This is a genomic window from candidate division KSB1 bacterium (assembly GCA_034506255.1).
Classification (GTDB): Bacteria; Zhuqueibacterota; Zhuqueibacteria; order Zhuqueibacterales; family Zhuqueibacteraceae; genus Coneutiohabitans; species Coneutiohabitans thermophilus.
Window position 1 is genome coordinate 233,132 of the sequence record JAPDPX010000004.1, and the last position, 21,740, is coordinate 254,871.

General features: G+C 60.6%; 17 protein-coding genes, 2 tRNA genes and 1 pseudogene. 16 read left to right on the top strand and 4 right to left on the bottom strand.

Features of this window, described 5'->3' with window-relative positions; translation table 11 throughout:
• Positions 1-81: 81 nt before the first annotated feature.
• From ONB52_09510 to ONB52_09530, 5 genes are all read left to right on the top strand, one after another.
• Positions 82-1,116, top strand: a complete 1,035-nt coding sequence (locus ONB52_09510) for an ATP-dependent 6-phosphofructokinase (GenBank protein MDZ7416381.1) — start codon at positions 82-84, stop codon at positions 1,114-1,116.
• A 42-nt stretch (positions 1,117-1,158) separates the two neighbouring features.
• Positions 1,159-2,169, top strand: coding sequence for a type I glyceraldehyde-3-phosphate dehydrogenase (gene gap, locus ONB52_09515; GenBank protein MDZ7416382.1), 1,011 nt, complete (start codon positions 1,159-1,161; stop codon positions 2,167-2,169).
• Positions 2,170-2,180: 11 nt separating this feature from the next.
• Entirely contained in the window at positions 2,181-2,957 is a 777-nt protein-coding gene (gene tpiA / locus ONB52_09520; protein MDZ7416383.1) for a triose-phosphate isomerase, read from the top strand.
• A 21-nt stretch (positions 2,958-2,978) separates the two neighbouring features.
• Positions 2,979-3,359, top strand: coding sequence for a preprotein translocase subunit SecG (secG, locus tag ONB52_09525; protein ID MDZ7416384.1), 381 nt, complete (start codon positions 2,979-2,981; stop codon positions 3,357-3,359).
• A 54-nt stretch (positions 3,360-3,413) separates the two neighbouring features.
• Positions 3,414-3,500: transfer RNA gene (locus ONB52_09530), tRNA-Leu, on the top strand.
• 201 nt (positions 3,501-3,701) lie between these two features.
• On the opposite strand, the gene ONB52_09535 is transcribed toward ONB52_09530, so the two are convergent.
• From ONB52_09535 to ONB52_09550, 4 genes are all read right to left on the bottom strand, one after another.
• Entirely contained in the window at positions 3,702-4,757 is a 1,056-nt protein-coding gene (locus tag ONB52_09535) for a hypothetical protein (GenBank protein MDZ7416385.1), read from the bottom strand.
• Between the two features lie 75 nt (positions 4,758-4,832).
• Entirely contained in the window at positions 4,833-5,897 is a 1,065-nt protein-coding gene (locus ONB52_09540) for a serine protease (GenBank protein MDZ7416386.1), read from the bottom strand.
• Positions 5,898-6,050: 153 nt separating this feature from the next.
• Positions 6,051-6,123: transfer RNA gene (locus ONB52_09545), tRNA-Asn, on the bottom strand.
• 118 nt (positions 6,124-6,241) lie between these two features.
• On the bottom strand, positions 6,242-7,246 hold the full coding sequence (locus ONB52_09550) for a MerR family transcriptional regulator (protein MDZ7416387.1): 1,005 nt from the start codon (positions 7,244-7,246) through the stop codon (positions 6,242-6,244).
• Between the two features lie 306 nt (positions 7,247-7,552).
• On the opposite strand from ONB52_09550, the gene ONB52_09555 reads away from it, so the two are divergent.
• The 11 genes and pseudogenes from ONB52_09555 (at position 7,553) to ONB52_09605 (ending at position 21,576) form a co-directional block, all read left to right on the top strand.
• The gene (locus tag ONB52_09555) at positions 7,553-9,223 is read left to right on the top strand and encodes a cryptochrome/photolyase family protein (GenBank protein ID MDZ7416388.1); all 1,671 of its coding nucleotides are present in this window, start codon (positions 7,553-7,555) and stop codon (positions 9,221-9,223) included.
• Positions 9,220-10,665 carry an SDR family oxidoreductase gene (locus tag ONB52_09560; protein ID MDZ7416389.1) on the top strand — a complete coding sequence of 482 codons (1,446 nt, stop codon included), beginning with the start codon at positions 9,220-9,222 and terminating at the stop codon, positions 10,663-10,665. The genes ONB52_09555 and ONB52_09560 overlap by 4 nt, the downstream gene beginning before the upstream one ends.
• 2 nt (positions 10,666-10,667) lie before the next feature.
• Positions 10,668-11,438 (top strand): SDR family oxidoreductase, encoded by a 771-nt coding sequence (locus ONB52_09565; GenBank protein MDZ7416390.1) that lies wholly within the window; start codon positions 10,668-10,670, stop codon positions 11,436-11,438.
• A 121-nt stretch (positions 11,439-11,559) separates the two neighbouring features.
• Positions 11,560-12,804 carry an FAD-dependent oxidoreductase gene (locus tag ONB52_09570; protein MDZ7416391.1) on the top strand — a complete coding sequence of 415 codons (1,245 nt, stop codon included), beginning with the start codon at positions 11,560-11,562 and terminating at the stop codon, positions 12,802-12,804.
• Positions 12,805-13,209: 405 nt separating this feature from the next.
• Positions 13,210-13,650: pseudogene (bcp, locus tag ONB52_09575) on the top strand (thioredoxin-dependent thiol peroxidase).
• 385 nt (positions 13,651-14,035) lie between these two features.
• Positions 14,036-16,357, top strand: a complete 2,322-nt coding sequence (locus ONB52_09580) for a TonB-dependent receptor (protein ID MDZ7416392.1) — start codon at positions 14,036-14,038, stop codon at positions 16,355-16,357.
• A gap of 468 nt (positions 16,358-16,825) precedes the next feature.
• A complete protein-coding gene (locus ONB52_09585) occupies positions 16,826-17,335 on the top strand; it encodes an ADP-ribosylation factor-like protein (protein MDZ7416393.1) in 510 nt (169 codons plus the stop codon).
• A complete protein-coding gene (locus tag ONB52_09590) occupies positions 17,322-18,695 on the top strand; it encodes a sigma 54-interacting transcriptional regulator (protein ID MDZ7416394.1) in 1,374 nt (457 codons plus the stop codon). The genes ONB52_09585 and ONB52_09590 overlap by 14 nt, the downstream gene beginning before the upstream one ends.
• A 295-nt stretch (positions 18,696-18,990) precedes the next feature.
• Positions 18,991-20,208: a threonine/serine exporter family protein gene (locus tag ONB52_09595; protein ID MDZ7416395.1), complete on the top strand. Its 1,218-nt coding sequence runs from the start codon at positions 18,991-18,993 to the stop codon at positions 20,206-20,208.
• 47 nt (positions 20,209-20,255) lie between these two features.
• The gene (locus tag ONB52_09600; protein ID MDZ7416396.1) at positions 20,256-20,759 is read left to right on the top strand and encodes a nucleoside deaminase; all 504 of its coding nucleotides are present in this window, start codon (positions 20,256-20,258) and stop codon (positions 20,757-20,759) included.
• A 148-nt stretch (positions 20,760-20,907) separates the two neighbouring features.
• On the top strand, positions 20,908-21,576 hold the full coding sequence (locus ONB52_09605; protein ID MDZ7416397.1) for a nitroreductase family protein: 669 nt from the start codon (positions 20,908-20,910) through the stop codon (positions 21,574-21,576).
• Positions 21,577-21,740: the final 164 nt, after the last annotated feature.

Here is a 21,740-nt window from a genome sequence, read left to right on the forward strand (position 1 = left end):
GACTTCATCCTTCCCAAGCCGAATCTCATCAAGGAGTGGTGCATCGCTTGGGAATTTAATCGTTATGGAGGACTGGACAGCATGAGAGTCGGCGTTTTGACAGGCGGGAGTGATTGCCCGGGGTTGAATGCATGCATTCGTGCCGTCACCCGGCGTGCCATCACCGCCTATGACGACCAAGTGCTGGGAATTCGCAACGGCTGGGAAGGTCTAATCGAAGCTGATATCGAACCACTCAGCCTGTATTCGGTGTCCGGCATCCTGCCCAAGGGCGGCACGATCCTCGGCACCTCGCTGGTCAATCCCTTCAAAAACGAAGCGCACGTCGCGAAAATCTTGGAGACGGCACAGGCCTACGAAATCGATGCCCTGGTGGTTATCGGCGGCGAAGACACGATGGGCGTGGCCCACAAGCTGGCAGCCCGGGGTTTGAAGTCGGTGGGCATACCCAAGACCATCGACAACGACGTGGCGGGCACTGATGTGTCCTTCGGCTTTGATACGGCGGTGGGCATCGCCACCGAGGCGATTGACCGGCTGCACAGCACCGCCGAGGCCCATCACCGCGTGATGGTGGTGGAGGTTTTGGGTCGCTTTTCCGGTGCCATTGCCGCCACGGCAGGCATCGCGGGCGGCGCCGACTATATCCTGGTTCCGGAGCAACCCTTCTCCGTGGCCGAGGTTGCCGCGGCCATCGAAGCACGCAAGCGCCGCGGGCGAAATTTCAGCATCATCGTGGTGGCGGAGGGTGCGCGGCCGCGTGAAGCCGACCGCGATGCCAGTCTGCCGCGCCGTGTCGATGAATTTGATCATCCAGTGTACGGCGGCATCGGCGAGTATGTCGGCCGGCAACTTGAAAAGTTGTTGGTGCAAACCGAGGTGCGGGTGACCGTGCTCGGCCCGTTGCAGCGCGGCGGCACGCCGACCTCCTACGATCGTTTGCTGGCCACCCGCTTTGGCGTGAAAGCCGCGGACATGGTGCATCAGGGCAAATTCGGCTACATGCCGGCGCTGCGCGGCACCGAAATTGTCGAAGTGCCGGTGGTGGAGGCCCTCAAACGGCCCAAAACCATCGACCCCGAGATACTTGAAATCGCCAAAGTTTTCTTTGGATAAGCCCAGCATGGTTGCAGTGAACGTCAGCGCGTGGAGGCGTACATGGCTGTAAAGGTCGGGATCAACGGCTTCGGCAGGATCGGGCGCAATATTTATCGTGCCGCGATGAAGGACAAAGACATCGAGTTCGTCGCGGTTAATGACATCACCGATGCCAAAACTCTGGCGCATTTGTTGAAATATGATTCCATCCTCGGCAACCTCGAGGCCGAAGTCACCGCACAGGACAACACCATCGTGGTGAATGGCAAGCCGGTGAAGGTGTTTGCCGAGAAGGATCCTGCGAATCTCAAGTGGCGCGAGCTCGGCGTCGACATCGTGGTGGAATCGACCGGCCTTTTCACCAACAAAGAGACGGCCGTCAAGCACATCACCTCCGGCGGTGCCAAAAAGGTCATCATCACTGCGCCCGCCAAGGGCCAGGACCTGACCCTGGTGATCGGCGTGAACGACAGCGCTTACGATCCCGCCCGGCATCATGTGGTCTCCAACGCCTCCTGCACCACCAACTGTCTGACGCCGGTGGCCAAAGTCATCCTGGAAAAATTCGGCATCAAAAGCGGCTTGATGACCACGATTCATGCCTACACCAACGATCAGCGGATTCTCGATCTGCCACACAAGGATTTGCGCCGCGCGCGTGCTGCCAGCATGTCGATGATCCCGACCACCACCGGCGCCGCCAAAGCCGTGGCGGAAGTGATTCCCGAGCTCAAGGGCAGGATGGATGGCATTGCGGTGCGCGTGCCCACCCCCAACGTCTCACTGGTCGATGTCACCTTCGAGGTCGAGAAGCCGACCACGGTCGAGGAAGTCAACCAGGCGATCAAGGAAGCGGCGGATGGCAAACTAAAGGGCATCCTGGCATACACCACCGAGCCCCTGGTGTCGATTGATTTTCGCATGAATCCCAACTCCTCCATTGTCGATCTGCTGTCGACCTTCGTGAACAACGAAGGCAGGACCGTGAAAATCTTTTCGTGGTACGACAACGAATGGGGCTTCTCGTGCCGCGTGATCGACCTGATTCACCTCATGGCACGTTCGCTCTAAAAGGGGAAGAAATGGCAGGCCGTGCGCGCCGCCTGTTCGTGGCAGGCAATTGGAAAATGTTCACCACCCTGAGCGAGGGCGCCTCCCTAATCAAGGCGCTCAGGGTCAAAGTGGTGAACATCACGAAGGTGGACATGGCGGTCTTTCCGCCTTTCACCCATCTGAGCATGGCGGCAGAGCTGCTCAAAGGTTCGGCAATCAAACTGGGCGGACAGAATTTGCACTGGGAGGAAAAGGGCGCGTTTACCGGCGAAATCGCCGGTGCCATGCTGCAGAGCGCGGGTTGTGAGTATGTCATCATCGGCCACTCCGAGCGGCGCCAGTATTTCGGCGAAAGCGATGAAACCGTCAATCGCCGTCTGAAACGGGCGCTGGCCAGCGGATTGCGGCCGATCGTCTGCCTCGGCGAGACCCTCGCCCAGCGCCAGGCGGGCGAAACGCAGCGCGTGCTCGAGACGCAACTGCGTGGCGCCCTGCAGGGCCTCACCGCCGGGGAGTTGGCAACCGTCACAATCGCTTACGAACCGGTTTGGGCAATCGGCACGGGTGTAAATGCTGCGCCTGAGCAGGCGCAGGAAGTGCATGCGTTCATTCGCCGTCTGCTGGGGACACTGTTCGATGGCGCCACGGCGGCGGCCTGCCGAATTCAATATGGCGGCAGTGTGAAACCCGCCAATGCCGCCGCGTTGCTCGAGCAACCGGATATCGATGGCGCACTGGTGGGCGGTGCGAGCCTGGAGGCGGAGAGTTTCGCCGCCATCATCAAGGCCGCCGAAAATCTTTCATGACGTAACCATTCGGGATTTTTCATGTACGGATTCCTGATCACCATCTTCATTCTGATCGCCCTGTTGCAAACGGCGGTCATTCTCATGCAGGCAAGCAAGGGCGGCGGCCTGGCGGGATCTTTCGGCGGCGGCACCATGGGCACTGTTTTCGGAACCCGCGGTGCGGCCACATTCCTGAGCAAGCTGACCGCGATTCTGGCCGCGAGCTTTATGGTTTTGGCCCTGATTTTGGGCTTGATGAAGTCGAGCACGACGCCCTCCAGCAGTTTGGTGGGCAGGGAGCGCCAGGAGCGCCAGGCACGCACACCCTCGCCAGCTGATATTGGCGCGCCTGTCGTGCCCGGCACGCAAACCGTGCCTGCGCCGGCGCCACAGCAACCGGCCCAGCCACAACAAAAGTAAGTAAGTAGGAAGGTGGTTGTGGTTGTGAAAGTATCCACACAGGGGGATTTTTCTGCGGAAGTGGTGAAACCTGGTAGACACGCTATCTTGAGGGGGTAGTGGGCTTCGCCCGTGGGGGTTCGAGTCCCCCCTTCCGCACCAGCAGTCTTTCCGCTGCACCGCAAGGCGTGAAAGCAAAACAAAAAGGCCGCATGGATACGTCCGTCAATGCGGCCTTTTTGTTTGCCGATGACATCCCCGCGGCCGCCGCTGCACACCGCCGCTTCCTCCCCCGCCCCGCACAACAGCAAAAGACCTCACTGCAGCAGCGGGCGATGGTTGTTGGCCGCGGCTGCACGGCTGCTACGGAAACTTCACCTCCAGGCCAAAGCGCGGGTAAGCTTTGAGCTTGAGTTTGAAAGGATCCTGCTCGCTCAGAACTCTTTGCCCGATTTGGAACCCGGACCTCAGCTCGTTTTGAAATGCCAGGCTGCCGCCTGCAAATACGTGCAGCTCGAACGCAGCGATGGGCAGGCCCATGCCCACGCCCAGCAGCGGTTCGATGTGTGTGGCCAGCCGCAAGCCACCCAGCAGGTGAAGCGAGCTCGCCAGACTCGGCGCCTTGGTGTCCACCGGTTTGAAATGAAAATTGATGACCCCGAATGCCGCCAGATCTCCCCGGGGTTTGGGACGAACCACAATCGTGCCGTCCTCCCCGATTTCCAGCGTCACATCGTTGAGGGTGGTGATGGCAGTGGCGATGCCATAGCTCCAGCGCTCCAGCGGCGTGTTGTCGAACACCGCCGCTGCCAGATAGCGGTCGTCCTCCAGCGATTTTTTCACGATCACGGAAATATCCGAGATCTTCTGAAACTTCGGCGGGATCTCGAAGCGACGCAAATCCAGCCAGGTCATCTTTTGCTCCGGCTGCTCCAGGGCACCGGGCAGGCCAAAACCAATGAGCTGCAGGAACGCCGGCAGATTCGCCTCAAACGGCGTTTTTTTTGTCTTCAACATCACTGAGACGAACGAAGGGGCGTTTTCCGTGCGCGCGATGAAAAGGTAATACAGCGTGTCGCTTTTCAGGCCATAGAGCCGGGTGTCGAGAAAACTGGCGTTGCCGTGGAACATGCCGATGGGAGAGACGCGGTCGGTGAAGTTTGCCACCACGATGTAATAGGCCGCGGGATTGAGCTGCAGGCCGCTGAGCGCTATGAGCTTGCGCAGGCTGTCCGCCGCCATGTCGGGTTCACCCTCGATGAAGAAGCGATAGGCCTTGGCAAACAGGTCCGTGCTGTCATTGACAGCGCGTGCCGCCCTCTCCACCCGCTTGGGCACGATCACCACTTTTTCCTGGGCAGCCACCCAGTGCACTGTTGTGCACAACAACATGAAGCCCCAAACAAGAGATGGTCGCATGTGTTTTCCTTCCCGATGCTGGTTGGTTGTATCTCACGAAGGGTAACGACCCGCCTGGCGGGAAGCCCGTCGGTTTCAATCTGGAAGATATTTTTTGGCCAGATAAATGCCCAGGCGTGCGAGCACCGGCTTTGCCCCTGTGAGGAATTTGCCGATAAGCTGCGGTCCGACGGCATAGGCCGCACCGTAGTGGATCAGGTTGAGTTCCTGGGCGCTGCTTTGCTCCAGCTCGCGGGGGGTGAGTGACTGCCCGACCAGCGCATTTTCCGGCGGCGCGACGTAATAGAGTTTCTCCGAGGCGACACCACGGATGATGCCAGTGAGTTGCAGCCCGCGCGCTGGCCGCATGACAAAAACCGGTCCGCCGGAAAAGCCCGAACGCGCCACGGCATCGATCATAAAAAAGTCCTCACGGGGCAGCAGGCTCACCAGCCCGCTGGTCAGTTGCTTGGTTTCCCTCGGATATCCGAAAAGATAGCAGTAATCGCCCCACGCCAGCGGCTCTTCGTAGCCCACCTCGAAGGGAAAGGGAGAGCCCACCGCAAAACTGGAGGAGACGTGCAGCAGCGCCAGATCGGCATGCTCGTCGGCGGTGAGGCGCTCCGCGCTGATGAGATGGTTGCTTTGATTGAGCACATAAAATTCCTGCCGTCGCAAGATGGCGCGCGAATGCAGAATGTCGGTGCGCCGCCCCGCGCTGTCCCGGTAGTAGGTCTTGATCGTATCGGCATGCAGCACGACATGCGCACAGGTCAGAATCAGCGTGTGTTGCTCGTCACGATGCAAGACCAGCCCCGCCCCGTTGATGCGCTCGGTCTGCTCGCTGCGGGAGACGGCAGTGCCGGCCTGCAAGCGATAGCCGGTGGGGCTGCTGGAATCCGGCAAAAATCTCCCCGCCGACATCTCATGATTGTAAGTTTCCAGCCGGTAGTTGAAGATGGCCCCCACCCCCACGATCGAAGGGACGACTGCATCGAGAAATTTTTGCACCTCGCGGGAGGAAAGGATGTGTTCTGGCTGAATTGCACGGGAGCTGATCCCGGAGCTGCAATGGCACAAGGCCAGGGCGGGCAGGAGCAACCAAAGCACACGCCCGGCGCGCCGGAAACACTGCCGCACTTTGCCGTGGCACTTCATCATGAGATCGTTGCCTGCTTGAAAGGCGATCTGAAACTGGCGGCCGGAATATGTCGAAATGCCGCAGCAATGTCAAACTGAAACTTGTGAGCTTGCGCGCTGCGCCGGACGCATGCCCCAAAATAAAAAATCCCAGAAGGCTCTGGGATTTTTTCGCTCCCGAGGTAGGACTCGAACCTACAACCTAGTGGTTAACAGCCACCCGCTCTGCCGGTTGAGCTACTCGGGATCAATTGGAAGCGACGGCCAATATAGCAACTTTTCCCAAAAAGTCAATAGCCGGACTGCCCGAAATTGCCGTCGAAAGGGATCGCGCACAACGCAACCGGCGCGGCACGCCGCCAGGGTCATTTCGTTGCCGGCGAGGCCGTGGGCGGCTGGGTGTTTGTGTGTTGGCGCTGAAAACCGGCTAGTTTTTCACGAAACTCCGCCAGTGTCGTGATTTGCTTCGCACCGATCTCGTTCAGCACCCGCTGGTAACTGCCGGCTGCCCGGCCGCCGACGATGATGTTAACGCTGGAAGGTACATACCGTCGCAGGCGGCGCAGCTCATTTTCCAGGAGGGGATCATCATTGGGATGAACGATACTGAGCGCCACGGCTTGTGCCTGGTTATACTCCAGCGCCGCGGCAATCTCTTCGGCGGGCAGGTTGGGGCCGAGGTAGGTTGTCCGCCAGCCCATATCTGAAGCCGTGATAGCCGCCAGCAGGGCGCCCAACTCGTGGATTTGTCCTGCCGGTGTCGTGACCACCATGCCGGGAGCCCCCGGTCGGTGCTCTTGCGAACTGCGAAGCGTCGCTCCGAAAGACTTGATCGCGGCGGTCAGCAAATGTTCGTGTATGACCCGCATGCTTCCCGCCTGCCACGCTTCACCCACCTCGCAAATCAGCGAGACTAAAACCTGATCGATCAAAACCGGGCGGCTCAGCTTCACTGCCCCGTGCGCGATGGCACGGTCCAGCGCTATCGCATCCAAATTTCGCACGGCCGCCAGACAGGCTTCACGGTGAGCGGCCTCCGGCAAAGAGTTGGCGGATAATTGTTTCGACGCGGATGCCGGCTGGGCAGGCGTGAGATTCGTTGCCGGCATGGCTGTTATTTCCGATGAGAGAATCTGGCGTAACTCTTCTGTCGACAATTTCGCCACCTGGCCGATGCCGTGGCCCAGCTCGCAGACCTTTCGCAGCAGGATGAAGCGCTCGATATCTGCCTCACAGTATAGGCGGCGATTGCTGTGTGAACGTTGTGGCACAACCGCATCATAGCGGCGCTCCCAAATCCGGATTACATGTGGCGAGAGCCCCGTGCGACGAGCCACAATTTTTATTGGATATATTTTATCCCTGTCCATATTTGAAGATAAAATATTGTATAACTATTGTCAATATAAATTTTGCATTTTTTATGAAATATGTGAAAATATTGTTGACAAATTTTATACAAATCTCTATATTGATATGAGATTTTAGGTTCCTATTTCTCAAAAAGAATATCGTTTCCGTGTTTCCGTTGCAATTGCTCAAATGATTTTGTCTAAAATGACAACTCAGATTTTCGCACCAAACTGTACAGTTTCAAGTTTACTTCACTGATATAGGGGTGGATTGCCCCCCGCCTTCATCTATCTGTTGCCTTAAAATATATTAAATTGCATTGCATGAGCCGGTTTTACCAACAGCTCAATCGCTGGCAGATTGATCCTGCCAACCGTCGCTGGCTGTTCGTGCCTTATGATCAACTTACGGCGGAAATCGGACCGCTCAGTCGCGAGCACCCCCGCGAGCTTGGCATTGTCTTAATTGAAAACACCTGGAAGGCAGGCCGACGGCCCTATCATAAACAAAAATTAGCCCTGCTGCTGGCAAACCTGCGTCACTTTGCACTGGAGCAGGCTGCTCGCGGGGTGGCGGTTCGCCACCTGGTCACTGCCGCACCCTATCGCGAAGCCTTGCGATCATTGCTGCCTGAGCTTGGCCCGCTGCGCGTCATGGAGCCCGCCGAGCGGGAGTTGCGCGTTGATCTCCAGTCGCTGGTGGAAGAGGGTGGCCTGCAGGTGATTCCCCATGAAGGCTGGTTGACCACGGCCGCACAGTTGCAGGAAAGTCGCAACCAGCGGTCCTGCTGGCGCATGGATGCTTTTTACCGCCATGTGCGCCGCGCCACCGGCATTCTCATGCAAAATGGCAAGCCCGTGGGCGGCAAATTCAGCATGGATGCTGCCAACCGGCAGCCGTGGAAGAACGGGCCCCCCGCGCCAGAGCCTCCGATTTTCACCCCCGATGAAATCACCCGCGAAGTTGCCGGGCTAGTTGAAAGCTGTTTTGCGCATCATCCCGGCCGGCTGGATTTGCGCCTGCTGCCCGCCACCCGTGCAGACGCAGAGGTGCTTTGGCATTGGGCAAAACGCGAATGCCTGCCGTTCTTTGGACCTTTCGAAGATGCCTTCTCCGCCCGCTCGCGCAGTCTGTTTCATACGCGCCTGTCGGCACTGTTGAATCTCCATCGCCTGCTGCCGGCGCGGGTGGTGCGTGAAGCTGCAGAACTGGACATTCCCTTGGCAAGCAAGGAAGGCTTCATTCGCCAGATTTTGGGATGGCGCGAATTCGTGCATCATGTGCACACGCTCACCGATGGTTTCCGCAAACCCGGCCGGACAGCCATTCCCATCGCCGCGACGCCGGGTGATGCCGGGTATCAGCGCTGGGCCGGACGGAGCTGGCCGGTCTCTGCTTCGGATGATCCCGGCCTGGATGGCGGTGCCGCGCCGGCATACTTCGCCGGCACCACCCCGCTGCCGCCAGCATTCTGGGGCCGGCCCACCGGCATGGCCTGCTTTGATGACATCGTGCAAGCCGTGTGGCAGGAGGGTTACAGCCATCACATCACCCGCTTGATGGTGCTGGCCAATCTTGCCACGCTGCTCGACGTTGCACCGCGTGAACTGACCGACTGGTTTTGGGTGGCCTACACCGATGCCTATGATTGGGTGGTCGAGCCCAATGTCCTGGGCATGGGCACGTTTGCCATCGGGGATTTGATCACCACCAAACCTTACATCGCCGGCGCAGCGTATCTTGACCGCATGGGAGATTATTGCAGCCGGTGCCGCTTCGATCCCAAATCGACCTGCCCGTTCACCGCGCTTTATTGGGCCTTTCTCGACCGGCATGAAGCGAAGCTGCGAACCCTTGACCGCCTGAAACTCGTGCTGGCCTCGCTGCGCAAGCGCCCCGTCGCGCGGCGCCAGCGTGACGCCCGAGTGTTCGAGTACGTGCGCCGCACATTATGTGACGGCGAGGTGCTGATGCCAACAGGAGTGCCGGCATGAGTGGTTCCTCCCAACCTTTGCTGCTTCTCACTGGTGCCACCGGCTATGTTGGCGGACGTTTGTTGCAGGCGCTCACCGCCCGGGGTTACCGGCTGCGTTGTTTGGCACGCCGCCCGGAATTCTTGGCGGCGCGGGTTGGCCCCAACACCACGATCGTCAAGGGTGATGTGCTGGATGCAAGCTCGCTGCCCGCGGCTTTCGCCGGCATGCATGCCGCCTATTATCTGGTACACTCGATGGGCTCGAACGGCACTTTCGAAGAGCAGGACCGCCGCGCTGCCTGTAATTTTGCCGAAGCGGCCCGCCGCGCCGGTGTGCAGCGTCTCATCTACCTTGGCGGTTTGGGCAATGGCAGAGCCCTTTCCCCGCATCTCGCCAGCCGTCATGAAGTTGGCCGTCTCCTGCAGAAATCGGGCGTGCCAACCGTTGAATTGCGCGCCTCGATCATCATCGGCTCAGGCAGCCTGTCTTTTGAGATGATTCGTGCGCTGGTGGAAAAATTGCCGGTGATGATCACCCCGCGCTGGACGCGTTCGCTGGCGCAACCGATCGCGATTGAAGATGTGATCGACTATCTCATTGCCGCGCTCGAGGTGCCGGCCACCGGTGTTTTCGAAATCGGCGGTGCGGATCAGGTCTCCTATCTCGATCTGATGAAGGAATATGCCCGCCAGCGCGGCTTGCGGCGCCTGATCATCCCGGTGCCTGTGCTGACTCCACGGCTGTCGAGCCTGTGGTTGGGTCTGGTGACCCCCCTGTATGCCCGCGTCGGTCGCAAGTTGATCGACAGCGTGCGGCATGATACCGTGGTCACCGACCGCCGCAGCCTGACCACCTTCGCGATTCAACCGCGCGGCATTCGCGCTGCCATTGCGCGGGCCCTGGCAAATGAAGATCGTGAGTTTGCCCAAACGCGCTGGTCCGATGCGCTGTCCTCGCCCGGCCAGCCGCGCAGTTGGGGCGGGGTGAAGTTCGGCACGCGGGTGGTGGATTCCCGTTCGCTGCAGGTGCCCTGTTCTCCTTCTGCCGCCATGGCTGCGATCCGTCGCATCGGCGGAGCCACCGGATGGTATTGTTGCAACTGGTTGTGGCGGCTGCGTGGGTTCATTGATTTGCTTTTCGGCGGCGTGGGCCTGCGTCGCGGCCGTCGTGATCCGGAGTGGCTGGTGCCCGGCGACACGGTTGACTTTTGGCGGGTCGAGGCTTTCGAACCGGACCGCCTGCTGCGCCTGCATGCCGAGATGAAATTGCCCGGCCGTGCCTGGCTGCAATTTGAAGTCGAGCCGGCCGTCAGCGGTGCCAGCATCCGGCAAACTGCGATCTTCGATCCCGCCGGCGTTATCGGCCTGTTGTATTGGTATGTCCTGTACCCCGTGCATGAACTCGTGTTCGCCGGCATGTTGCGCGGCCTGGTTCGGGCCATTAAGATGGAAGGACAATAACCATGAGCGAAAATCCGCATGTTGTCGCGGACACCCAACCAGCCTGCGTGATCGTCGGCGCCACCGGCGGCATCGGAACCGCCCTCTGCCGCCGCCTGCAGCAAAACGGCACCCGGCTGTTGTTGGCCGGCCGCTCGCAGGAAAAATTGCGCATATTGGCGGAAGAAGTCGGCGCGCATTACGCCGTTGTTGATGCCACGCAATTCGAGGATATGGAATCCTGCTGTGCCCGTGCACTGGAGCGCTTTGGCCGCCTCGATGGCGTGGTCAACTGTGTCGGTTCGCTGCTGCTCAAGCCCGCACATCAAACCACGGCAGCCGAGTGGCATGCCGCCCTTGCCGCCAACTTGACCAGCGCCTTTGCGACCGTGCGCGCCGCCAGCCGGCTGATGCTGCGCCACGGCGGCGCCGTGGTGCTCATCTCCTCTGCCGCGGCCCGCACCGGCATGGCGAATCACGATGCTGTTGCTGCGGTCAAGGCCGGCGTCATCGGCCTGGCACTTTCCGCGGCGGCCACCTATGCGCGTTTTGGACTGCGGGTGAATGTGGTTGCACCGGGCCTGGTGCGCACGCCCCTGACCGCCCGCATCATCGGCAATCCCGATTTGCTCAAAGCCGCGCTGGCCCTGCATCCCCTGGCTCGCATCGGCGAGCCGGAGCAAGTCGCCTCGGCCATCGCCTGGCTGCTGCAGCCGGAGCAAAGTTGGGTGACAGGGCAGGTACTCGGCGTCGATGGCGGCCTGGCCAGCCTGCGCTCGCGGATGACGGTTTGAACGGGGGAACAAATGACAGCGCACGAAAAAAACAACCCCGGCAAAAAAAAGCGCGGCCTCACATTGCCCAACTGCCCACGAGCTGATGCCCGCGCATGCGCCGCAACCCGGGAGGTAGCCGGTGTCTGAGCCCGAAGTCATCATCATCGGCGCGGGGCTGGCGGGTCTGTCCTGTGCCCGGCGGTTGCAGGAAGCGGGTGTGCCCTTCCTTCTGCTTGAAGCTGCAGATGCGCCCGGCGGCCGCGTGCGCACCGACAAGGTGGAAGGCTTTCTGCTGGACCGCGGCTTTCAAGTCCTGTTCACCGCCTATCCGGAGGCTGCGCGCCTGCTCGACTATGACGGCCTGGATTTGAAGCCTTTCTACTCCGGTGCGCTGGTGCGACAGGGCGGCCGATTTCACCGTATCGCTGATCCCTGGCGCCGGCCGGTCGACGGAATTAAAACCGTGCTTTCGCCGCTGGGCACGCCGCTCGACAAACTGCGCATTGCCCTGATGCGGCGTCGCGTGCTCACCGGCACGCTGGAAAAATTGCTGGAACAGCCGGAAATCTCGACACTGGCGCTGCTGCATGACGCCGGCTTTTCCGAAAAGATCATCACACGCTTTTTCCAGCCGTTTCTGGGCGGCATTTTTCTCGAGCCGGATCTGGAAACCTCCAGCCGCATGTTCCATTTCGTGTTCCGCATGCTGGCCGCGGGAGAAACGGTGTTGCCCGCGGCTGGCATGGGCAGCATTCCAGCGCAACTCGCAGCGACCCTGCCGGCGACAGCCATACGCCGGCACGCCCGGGTGGACCGGATCACGGCCAACACGGTCACGCTCGCGGGCGGCGAGCACCTCTCCGCCCGTGCCCTTGTCATTGCCACGGAGGGCCCGGAAGCCGCACGCTTGCTGCCGGAACTGCCGCCGGTGCCCATGCAGCAGGTGGCATGTTTTTACTATGCCGCACAACAGGCACCGCTTGAGGAACCGATTTTGGTTTTGAACGGTGAGGGCGATGGCCCGGTCAACAACCTGTGCGTGCCCAGTCTCGTGGCACCGGGCTATGCCCCGCCGGGCGTTCATCTGATTTCCGCAACGGTGTTGAAAACGGTGGTGCAGGATGAAAAACAGCTCGAACAAGCCGTGCGCATGCAGCTTGCCAAATGGTTCGGCGTGCAGGTGCAGCGCTGGCGTCTCCTGAAAGTTTACCGCCTGCTGCAGGCCCTGCCGCGGCAAGTGCCGCCGGCGCTGCAACCGCCGCAACGACCGGTGCGCCTGCGGCCCGGTATTTATGTCTGTGGCGATCACCGCGACAATGCCTCGATCAACGGCGCCCTGGCCTCCGGCCGCCGCGCCGCCGAGGCGGTGCTGGCGGACTTGTAAGAGCGGGATAATGCCGCTTCCGCTCCCGGCAGTCTCGCCAGCCACCCGTCGTTTCAAATAACAATAATTCTCTGCAACGGCTTCGCTGCGACGGCAGGATCCCGGGATACCATGAGGCCTGCAGGGGAAATCCCGGTCACGCCGGGCGTGAAGCCGTTTCGCATGGAAAGGAACAGCTCCCATGTTTGATTGTAAATTGCCTGTCCTCGACTCAATTTGTACAGGAGAATACTCATGCCCACCATGACGCTTAAATCCTCCAAAGCCGGCGCCAAGTCGGCAGCCACGCGCCGGCAGGCATCGGCCCGTACCACCGCCAAATCGCCGACAGCGCGCAAAACGAGCACTGCCCGCGCTGCCGCAGCCCCCGGACAGAGCGATGGCACCGGCACCTCGCTCACTGTCGGGCAAAAGGCGCCCGATTTCACCCTGCAGGACGATCGCGGCCAGCTCGTGCGCCTGTCAAACTTCCGCGGCCGCAAGGTGGTGCTCTACTTTTATCCCGAAGACGACACTCCGGCGTGCACCCGCGAAGCCTGCGCTTTCCGCGACCACTTCGGCGACATACAACTGCACGGCGCCGTCATCCTGGGTGTCAGTCCCGATTCCGTCGAATCGCATCGCAGGTTCAAGGCCAGGTATCACCTGAATTTTCCCCTGCTGAGCGATCCCGAACGCAAGGTGCTCAAGGCTTACGATGTCTGGCAGGAGAAAACCATGTTCGGCCGCACCTACATGGGCGTGGTGCGCTCGACCTTCATCATCGATGAAAACGGGCGCATCGCCAAAATCTTCCCGAAGGTGAAGGTCGATGGCCATGCCGAACAAGTGGTGGCAGCGCTATGATTTTCCACCTTGATTTGCTCTGCCACGGCTTGGTCGTGGCATTCCTGCAGTTTTCGTGGTGATGCCATACCGCGCGCGGCAGTGGATGAGAATAAACTTTCGTAGTAGTGCCTGCAGGCACCGACCCTGAACGCACTACTGCAAAAGCATTGTCGTGGGAAGTAAATTCGAACCGCCAGGCCGGCATTGCTTTGTGTCCTTTGCGGTCTTGGCGGTTCAAAAAAATTTGCGGTTGGGATTTTGTTTGAAGGAATAATCGTCATGTGCGCCTGCATATCCATCACGATGACAATCTCGCGCAGCGCCCCTGTCTGCCGGCGGTCAATCCCGGCGAATTGTTGATTTGATTGGCAGGAAGATTTCGTCAAGCTCGAGAAAAATGTTCATGCGAAAAATATTTTGGCTGCTGCTGTTGCATGTCAACGTGGCGTCTCTTGCGCAATCGGCGGGCCGCATCGAAGGCCGTGTGGTTGATGCCCGCACCGGTGAGCCCCTCGCCGGTGCCAACGTTCTGGTGGTCGGCACCAATTTGGGCGCCAGCGCCGATGCCGGGGGATTTTTTGTCATCCCCAATCTCGCGCCGGGAACCTATCTTCTGCGCTTTTCTTTTCTGGGGTATGAAAGCCTGACCAAAACCGACGTGGTGGTCAGTGCCGTGCGGCCGGCGATCGTCAATGTCCAAATGGTGGAAGGCTCTCTGCAGCGGCAGGAAGTGGTGGTCACCCCCGGCTATTTTGCCGAGGCCCGGACAAGTCCGGTCAGCACCACGCAACTGGCGGCGGAGGAGATTCGGCGCTTTCCCGGCGGCTTCGAAGACATCGTGCGCACCGCTGCCACGCTGCCGGGCGTCGCGGTGGTCAACGAGGGCGGCCGCAACGACCTGCTGGTGCGCGGCGGCGGCCCCACGGAAAATCTCTACCTCATCAACAACCTCGAAGTGCCCAATCTCAACCATTTCGGCACACAAGGCTCCAGCAGTGGTGCTCTCAGCTTCGTGAATTTGGATTTCATCGACCGCGTCGAATTTTCCACCGGCGGCTTTGGCGTGCGCTATGGCGACAAAATGTCCTCCGTGCTCGCGCTCGACACGCGGCCCGGCCGGCGCGACCGCCCGGGCGGCGAGGCCACCATCTCCGCCACACAATTCGGCCTCAATCTCGAAGGCCCGCTGTTGCGCCGCGGCGATTTTCTCTTCTCCGCGCGGCAAAGCTATCTCGATTTGATCTTCCGCGCCGCCGGCCTGCCATTCATCCCGGTTTACACCGACTTCAACCTGATCACCGATTATGAATTTTCCCCGCGCAGCCGGCTCTCCTTCCTCGCCCTGGTCGCCCTCGATCGCGTCGACCGCGATCAAAGCAGCCTGAAAAATCGCGTGACCAATGCCGGCATTCTGGACAACACCCAAAACCAAATCATCACCGGCGCCACCTGGCGCCGCGTGCTCGGCCGCGGCTTCTTCGACCTCACCGCCAGCCTCAACTACAACGGCTTCCGCTTCAGCCAGATCGACGAATACGAACGCGAATACTTCAACAGCCGCGCCGATGAGACCGAGTTGCATCTCAAACTGACCTCCCAACTCGGCCTGTCGCGCGGCGGCAGCCTGTCGGCCGGTCTCGCCGTCAAGCACATCATCAATGACAACACTGCGGTTTTTGCCGACACGATTTATGATCGCAGCGGCCGGCGGGTCGCGGTGGCCAGCCTGGGGCTGCCGGCCGTCAATGTGGCCGCCCTCACCACCCGGAAATATGCCGCCCATGCCGAGTGGCAGCAGCCGCTTCTGCCCTGGTTCAATTTCACTTTCGGCCTGCGCGGCGACCTCCATGCCTTTCTCGACCGGCCTTTCTACCCCGCCGCGCGGCTGGCGGTGGGCTTCCAACCGGTGCCGTCTCTCAAATTCAAAACCAGTGCCGGCCGCTATTACCAGTCACCCTCCCACGTCTGGGTGGTGAATTCCGCCAACCGCGCGCTGCGCGCCATGCGCAATGACATGGTGGTGTTTGGCGTGGAATATCTGTTGCGGCCCGAGGTCAACCTCTCCCTGGAAGCCTACTACAAACGCTACCGCGATCTGCCCACCGGCACGCTGGCGGGCATCAATGACTATTTCGTGCTCACCAACACCGGTGTTGGCTACGGCGGCCGTGAAGATGACTTTCAATCGTTCGGCTATTTCCCCCTGGCCTCGCAAGGCCGGGGCAGAGCCCACGGTTTCGAAGTGTTGCTGCAGAAGCGCTTTTCCGAAGTGCCGTGCTACGGGCAACTCAGTCTGGCATACAACCAGAGCGAGTATACCGCAGCCAATGGCGTCACTCATCCCGGGCAATTTGACCAGCGCTGGATTTTCAACCTCTCCGGCGGATATGTCTTCAACGCCAAATGGGAGATCAGCGGCAAGTTTCGCTTCTACACCGGCGCGCCCTATACCCCGGTTTATCTGCCCTCGCAAAACGGCGGCAAGATTCAAAACCTTCCGGAAGAATATCTCTCGCGCCGCCTGGCCGCCGGCCATCACCTCGACATGCGCGTGGATCGCCGCTTTCATTTCAGCGGCTGGGCGATGATCCTGTTTCTCGACATTCAAAACCTTTACAACAATCCCTTGCCGCGCCGGCCGCGTTATGATTTCTGGGAAAATCGCATCGATGATCGTGATGCACTCGGGCTGCTGCCTTCGCTGGGCATCAGTGCCGCCTTTTGATGCCGGGAGTTGGTGCGGCAGGATCGGTCGCAGTCAATTCTGCACCACCGCACGCCGGACACCCAGGGGAAGGTCTGGAAACAGGGCGAAGTCCGACTTGGGCAGCGGATTTTGCGAAATTTGACAACTCGCCGCGCCCAAGTCGGACTGGTGCATTGCAGTCAAGAGTTTTTTAAGAATGTTTAGATTTCAGAAATAGAATTCTTTCTCATGAGTTGCTTCCGTTCGTGGGCTAACGGAAGGAGCGCGCAGCGCGACTTCACTCACTTTAGAAACGGAGAGCGGCGGTAAAAGTGCTCAACTGCCTTTGGGTCGGCTCGCAAAGGGCATCCCGCGAACCAAAGAACAAACGATTTACCTTTTGCCCTCGCCCCTTGCCCCTCGCATCTTGCCCCTTGCCCTTGCTTTTTCGCCCGTGCCCGGCTATATTTCGCGGCAATCTCATTGTCCCCCTTGTCAGGCACAACCATGTCGGCTCTCCAGAAAAAAATCTGCCTGCTCGGCACGTTTGGCGTGGGCAAGACCAGCCTGGTGCGGCGCTTCGTCGAAAATCATTTCGACGACAAGTACCTCTCCACCATCGGCGTGAAGGTGAGTCGCAAGCACCTGGTGGCCGCCTCCCGCGAGCTCGATCTCCTGGTGTGGGACCTTGCCAATGCCGAGGAATTGGGCCCGCTCGAGAAAAACTACTTTCGCGGCGCGCATGGCGCGTTGGTGGTGCATGATCTCACCCGGCCGGAATCGTGCGCGCGTCTGGCCGCTTATTGTGAGCGCTTTCTCGCACTCGCACCGCGCGCCCGGCTGGTTTTTGCCGGCAACAAGCTCGATTTGCTCGACACCCCGCCACCCTCCCCGCAAGCTTATCAAGCCTTCACCGCCGGCTTCTCCGCTCCGCATTTCTTCACCAGTGCCAAGACCGGTGCACAGGTTGAACAAGCCTTTCATGCCCTGGCGGAGGCCATCCTTGCTGCACCTTGACGACTCTCTTGAACGCCTGTTGCAGGCACACGACCTGGGCCTGGCGATTGTCGACCGTGAGCTGCGCGTTGCAGCCTGCAGTGAGTTGTTTCGCCGCCTGGTTTGGCCCGGCGAAAGCGCGTCGGCCGGCCGGCCGCTTGCGGAGTTGTATCCCGAAATGGCCGGCCTGCAGGAGGAAGCCGAGCGCGTGTTGGCGGAGCCGGGCGCGGTCTTCTCGTTGGTTTGTGTGAATCGCGACCTGGCGGACGGCGAAACCCGCCTGCTCGATATTCATCTCACCCACCTCGCCGCGCTGCCGGGCAAATTGCTCATGACGGTGCAGGATCGCACCGTGCAGCGCCGGCTGGAGCAGGAGGTCAGGCAGCAGCGCAACGAATTGCTGCTTCTGCAATCCGCGCTGGGTGCCCAGCAACAGGCCTTGACGAAAACGCTGCTGGGCCGCTCGCCGGCGATTCAGCAATTGCAAAGCCGTCTGCAAAAGGTGGCGCAATCACCCGCGGCGACGATTTTGCTCCATGGCGAAAGCGGAACCGGCAAGAGCCACGTCGCCCGCCTGATTCACCAGCTCACCCATCAGACCGAGGCGCCGTTCGTCGAGGTCAACTGCGCCGCCCTGCCGGAAAGCCTGCTCGAAGCCGAGCTCTTCGGCTTTGAAAAGGGCGCGTTCACACATGCCGTGAAGGCCAAACCGGGTTTGATTGAAGCCGCCGCCGGCGGCACGCTGTTTTTGGATGAAATCGCGGAGCTGCCGCTGAACCTGCAGGCCAAGCTGCTGCTCGTCATCGAAAATCGCACATTTCGCCGGTTGGGTAGCACGCAGGAGCGCCGGGTACAGTTGCGTTATATTGCCGCGACCAGCCGGGACCTGGCCGCCGCGGTGGCGGAAAAGAAATTTCGTGACGATCTTTTCTACCGCCTCAACGTGGTCAGTCTATCCCTGCCGCCCCTGCGCGAGCTGGGCGATGACATTCTCCTGCTGGCGGAACATTTCCTGAAAATCTACAACCTCGATTTCAAGCGCAACGTCCGCGGATTTTCCCCCGCGGCGCGGCAGGCGTTGCTGGCCCATTCCTGGCCGGGCAATGTGCGCGAGCTGCGCAATCTCATCGAGCGGGCCATGATTTTTTGTGAAGGCAGCATCCTGGAGGCAACCGACCTGGCCCTGCCGCCGCCGGCTGACAAACCCGCGCCGCCCGCCTTTGTCCTGCCGGCCGAAGGCGTGCAGCTCGAAGACCTGGAAAAATCTCTGCTGCAGCAGGCACTGCAGCGCACCGGTGGAAACAAGACGCGCGCCGCGGCACTGCTGGGCTTGAGCCGCGATACCCTGCGCTATCGTTTGGAGAAGTTCGGCATTGAGTGATTCGAGTGGCGGCCCACCTGCAACAGGCGGCTGCCGGCGGTGGCGGACGGTTGCAACGGCAGGCGTTAAAATTTCGAATGGCGGGGGAATGGCCGGGTATGTTTCCGCGCCGGTGAAGGATTAAAACACCGTCAGCCCCTCCGGACTGCCCGCAGGCTGGCAGCCTGCGCCACGCTATTCTCCTGGCAACTTCGGGAATATTTTCCCGCACAGTGATTTGAGATCAACTTTATCTTCCGCCCGCATGCCAGCCAACCGTTCCCCGCAAGTGTTGCCCTCCCATCCGACCGCGATCATGACCGCAGAAACGCGCAGTGATCCGCGCATCGTGTTCATGGTGAAACTCAGTCAGGCGTTGCATCGCTACGGTGTGCCGGCGCACCGGCTGGAGCAGGGCATGAATTCGGTGGCGCAGCAGCTTGGCCTGCCCGGCAGCTTTTTCGCGACGCCCACCGGCATCTTCGCCTCCTTCGGGCTGCCGGAGGAGCATCGCACCACTCTGATTCGCATCGAGGCGAGTGAAGTCAATCTCGAAAAACAGGCACGGTTGGAAGAGTTGATGCAGCAGGTGGTTCACAGCCGGGTGAGTGTGGCCGAGGGCACGCAGATGATCGATCGCATCGTGGCGGCGCCGCCGCGCTTCGGCCCGCTGCTGGGCACCTTATGTTTTGCTCTGGCCTCGGGCGCGGCCGCGCGCTTTTTCGGCGGCGGCTGGCGGGAAATTGTGGTGACCACTGCCAATGGTTTGCTGATTGGTTTGCTGGCCGGGATCATGGGCCGCCGCGAGGAAACCGGCAAAGTGTTCGAAGCCAGCGCCGCCGTGCTGGCCGCAGCCTTGACGATGATCGCCGCCCGTTTCCTGCACCCCTTCTCGGTTCATTTGACCACCCTCGCCAGCTTGATCGTGCTGGTGCCCGGCCTCACGCTGACGGTCGCCATACGCGAGCTGGCCACGCGCAATCTCGTTTCCGGCACCGCCCGTCTCACCGGCGCCGCCCTGCTTTTCCTCCAACTCGGCTTCGGCGTCGCACTCGGTTCGCAGATCAACCGGTTGTTGCCGCCGGTGGATTTGGCGCAGACGCCGCAACCGTTGCCGGCATGGACGCTGTGGCTGGCACTGCTGCTGGCACCATTCAACTTTACCGTGTTGTTTCAAGCGCGGCCGCGGGATGCCGGCTGGATTCTGCTCGCCTGTTTGATCAGTTTCAGCGGCGCACGTGCCGGCACCGCGCTGCTGGGGCCGGAATTGGGGGTGTGTCTGGGTGCCATTCTCATCGGTGCCGCCGGCAACCTGCTTTCCCGCTGGTTGCAGCAGCCCGCGGCAATCACCGTGGTGCCGGCCTTGATGATGCTGGTGCCCGGCAGTCTGGGCTTCGGCAGCCTGGCCAAGTTCATCGAGAAGGATGTCATCTCCGGCGTGACTACGGCGTTCAGCATGGTTCTCATTGCGGTGGCTTTGGTCACCGGTTTGCTGATCGCCAATGTGATCGTGCCGCCGCGCCGCACGCTGTGAGGGGTACGGTTTTGAAGTCTGCTCTATGAACCAATCGGAGGCTTGCCATGACGCATGAAAACGCCAATGATTTCCGGCACCTGCGCCGCGCCGTGGCGCTGGCCTTGCAGGCTGAGAAGCTGGGCAATTTGCCGATCGGGGCGCTGCTCACGCTCGGCGAGACAGTGATCGCGGAGGCCGGCAATGCCATGCTGGTGCCGCATTATCATCCCGGCCGCCATGCGGAGATCGAAGTCTTGCGCGCGGTGCCGGCGGAATTGTGGCCGCGCAGCCGGGAGATGACTTGCTACACGACGCTCGAACCCTGCCTGATGTGCATGGGCGCGCTGTTGCTGCATGGCGTCGGCCGCGTGGTTTTTGGCGCGGTGGATCCTGCCGGCGGTGCCGGACCCGTGCTGGCGCATTTGCCGAGTTACTATGCCGGCGGCGCAGGCATGCCGCAGTGGATCGGCCCGCTGCTGCCGGACGTCTGCGATGCGCTATTTCAGCGCGCCCTGGAGAAATTTGATCCACTCGTGGTCGGCAATCAGCGCCTGCGTGATGCGCGCTGAAGGCCACAGCGGATTCGACGGGACGCGCGTGCTAAAATGCTTCCAATCCTGCTCAACCGGCCAAGATGAGTTGCCGAAATTCACTCCGCCTGCACGGCAAGATCGGCGCCGGTGAAGTACGCCACTCATTCATTTCAAGGAGACGGCCATGAGCACTCCCGAGTTTGTGCCGCTCGCTTCCTACCGCGAATATCCGCCCGCCGAGATGGCGCAGCGCGCCGCGGCTTTCCGCGCCGAGCTGCAGCGCCGGCGCAGTGTGCGCCACTTTGCCGCATCGCCGGTGCCGCGCATTGTGATTGAAGACTGCCTGCTGGCCGCCGGCAGCGCGCCGAGCGGCGCCAACATGCAGCCCTGGCATTTTGTCGCAGTCAGTGATCCCGCGATCAAAAGCCGGATTCGCGCCGCCGCGGAGAAGGAAGAACACGAATTTTACCATCATCGCGCGCCGCAGGAATGGTTGCAGGCACTGGCGCCGCTGGGCACCGATGAGCACAAACCCTACCTCGAAGACGCAGCCTGGCTCATTGCCGTTTTTGCTCAAAGCTATTCGCGCTTGCCGGACGGCGGCACAGTCAAGAACTACTATGTCACCGAGTCCGTCGGCATTGCCACCGGCATGTTGCTCACCGCGATTCATCATGCCGGGCTGGTGGTCCTCACGCATACGCCCAGCCCCATGGGTTTTTTGAATCGCATTTTGGCGCGACCGGAAAATGAACGGCCGTTTCTGCTGCTGGTGGTGGGCTATCCGGCGGAAGAGGCGGTTGTGCCGAGAATCAGCAAGAAACCGTTGCACGAAATTGCGACGTTTGTGTGAATCGTTAAATCTGGAAAGCACATAACTTGGCAATGTTACGTTAGAAGTCTCGCCCCGCAACGCATCACCCTGCGACTCAATGAAGATCGCCAGCGGAGAGACACAACCCAATTCATGGAATAGAATTGTAGTGGTTGTGTTGCTTCTATCAGTTGGAAAAACCT

Coding starts and splice junctions, on each gene's coding strand:
- ONB52_09510 (MDZ7416381.1), top strand. CDS start 82: ATGAGAGTCGGCGTTTTGACAGGCGGGAGTGATTGCCCGGGGTTGAAT.
- gap (MDZ7416382.1), top strand. CDS start 1,159: ATGGCTGTAAAGGTCGGGATCAACGGCTTCGGCAGGATCGGGCGCAAT.
- tpiA (MDZ7416383.1), top strand. CDS start 2,181: ATGGCAGGCCGTGCGCGCCGCCTGTTCGTGGCAGGCAATTGGAAAATG.
- secG (MDZ7416384.1), top strand. CDS start 2,979: ATGTACGGATTCCTGATCACCATCTTCATTCTGATCGCCCTGTTGCAA.
- ONB52_09535 (MDZ7416385.1), bottom strand. CDS start 4,757: ATGCGACCATCTCTTGTTTGGGGCTTCATGTTGTTGTGCACAACAGTG.
- ONB52_09540 (MDZ7416386.1), bottom strand. CDS start 5,897: ATGATGAAGTGCCACGGCAAAGTGCGGCAGTGTTTCCGGCGCGCCGGG.
- ONB52_09550 (MDZ7416387.1), bottom strand. CDS start 7,246: ATGGACAGGGATAAAATATATCCAATAAAAATTGTGGCTCGTCGCACG.
- ONB52_09555 (MDZ7416388.1), top strand. CDS start 7,553: ATGAGCCGGTTTTACCAACAGCTCAATCGCTGGCAGATTGATCCTGCC.
- ONB52_09560 (MDZ7416389.1), top strand. CDS start 9,220: ATGAGTGGTTCCTCCCAACCTTTGCTGCTTCTCACTGGTGCCACCGGC.
- ONB52_09565 (MDZ7416390.1), top strand. CDS start 10,668: ATGAGCGAAAATCCGCATGTTGTCGCGGACACCCAACCAGCCTGCGTG.
- ONB52_09580 (MDZ7416392.1), top strand. CDS start 14,036: ATGCGAAAAATATTTTGGCTGCTGCTGTTGCATGTCAACGTGGCGTCT.
- ONB52_09585 (MDZ7416393.1), top strand. CDS start 16,826: ATGTCGGCTCTCCAGAAAAAAATCTGCCTGCTCGGCACGTTTGGCGTG.
- ONB52_09595 (MDZ7416395.1), top strand. CDS start 18,991: ATGACCGCAGAAACGCGCAGTGATCCGCGCATCGTGTTCATGGTGAAA.
- ONB52_09600 (MDZ7416396.1), top strand. CDS start 20,256: ATGACGCATGAAAACGCCAATGATTTCCGGCACCTGCGCCGCGCCGTG.
- ONB52_09605 (MDZ7416397.1), top strand. CDS start 20,908: ATGAGCACTCCCGAGTTTGTGCCGCTCGCTTCCTACCGCGAATATCCG.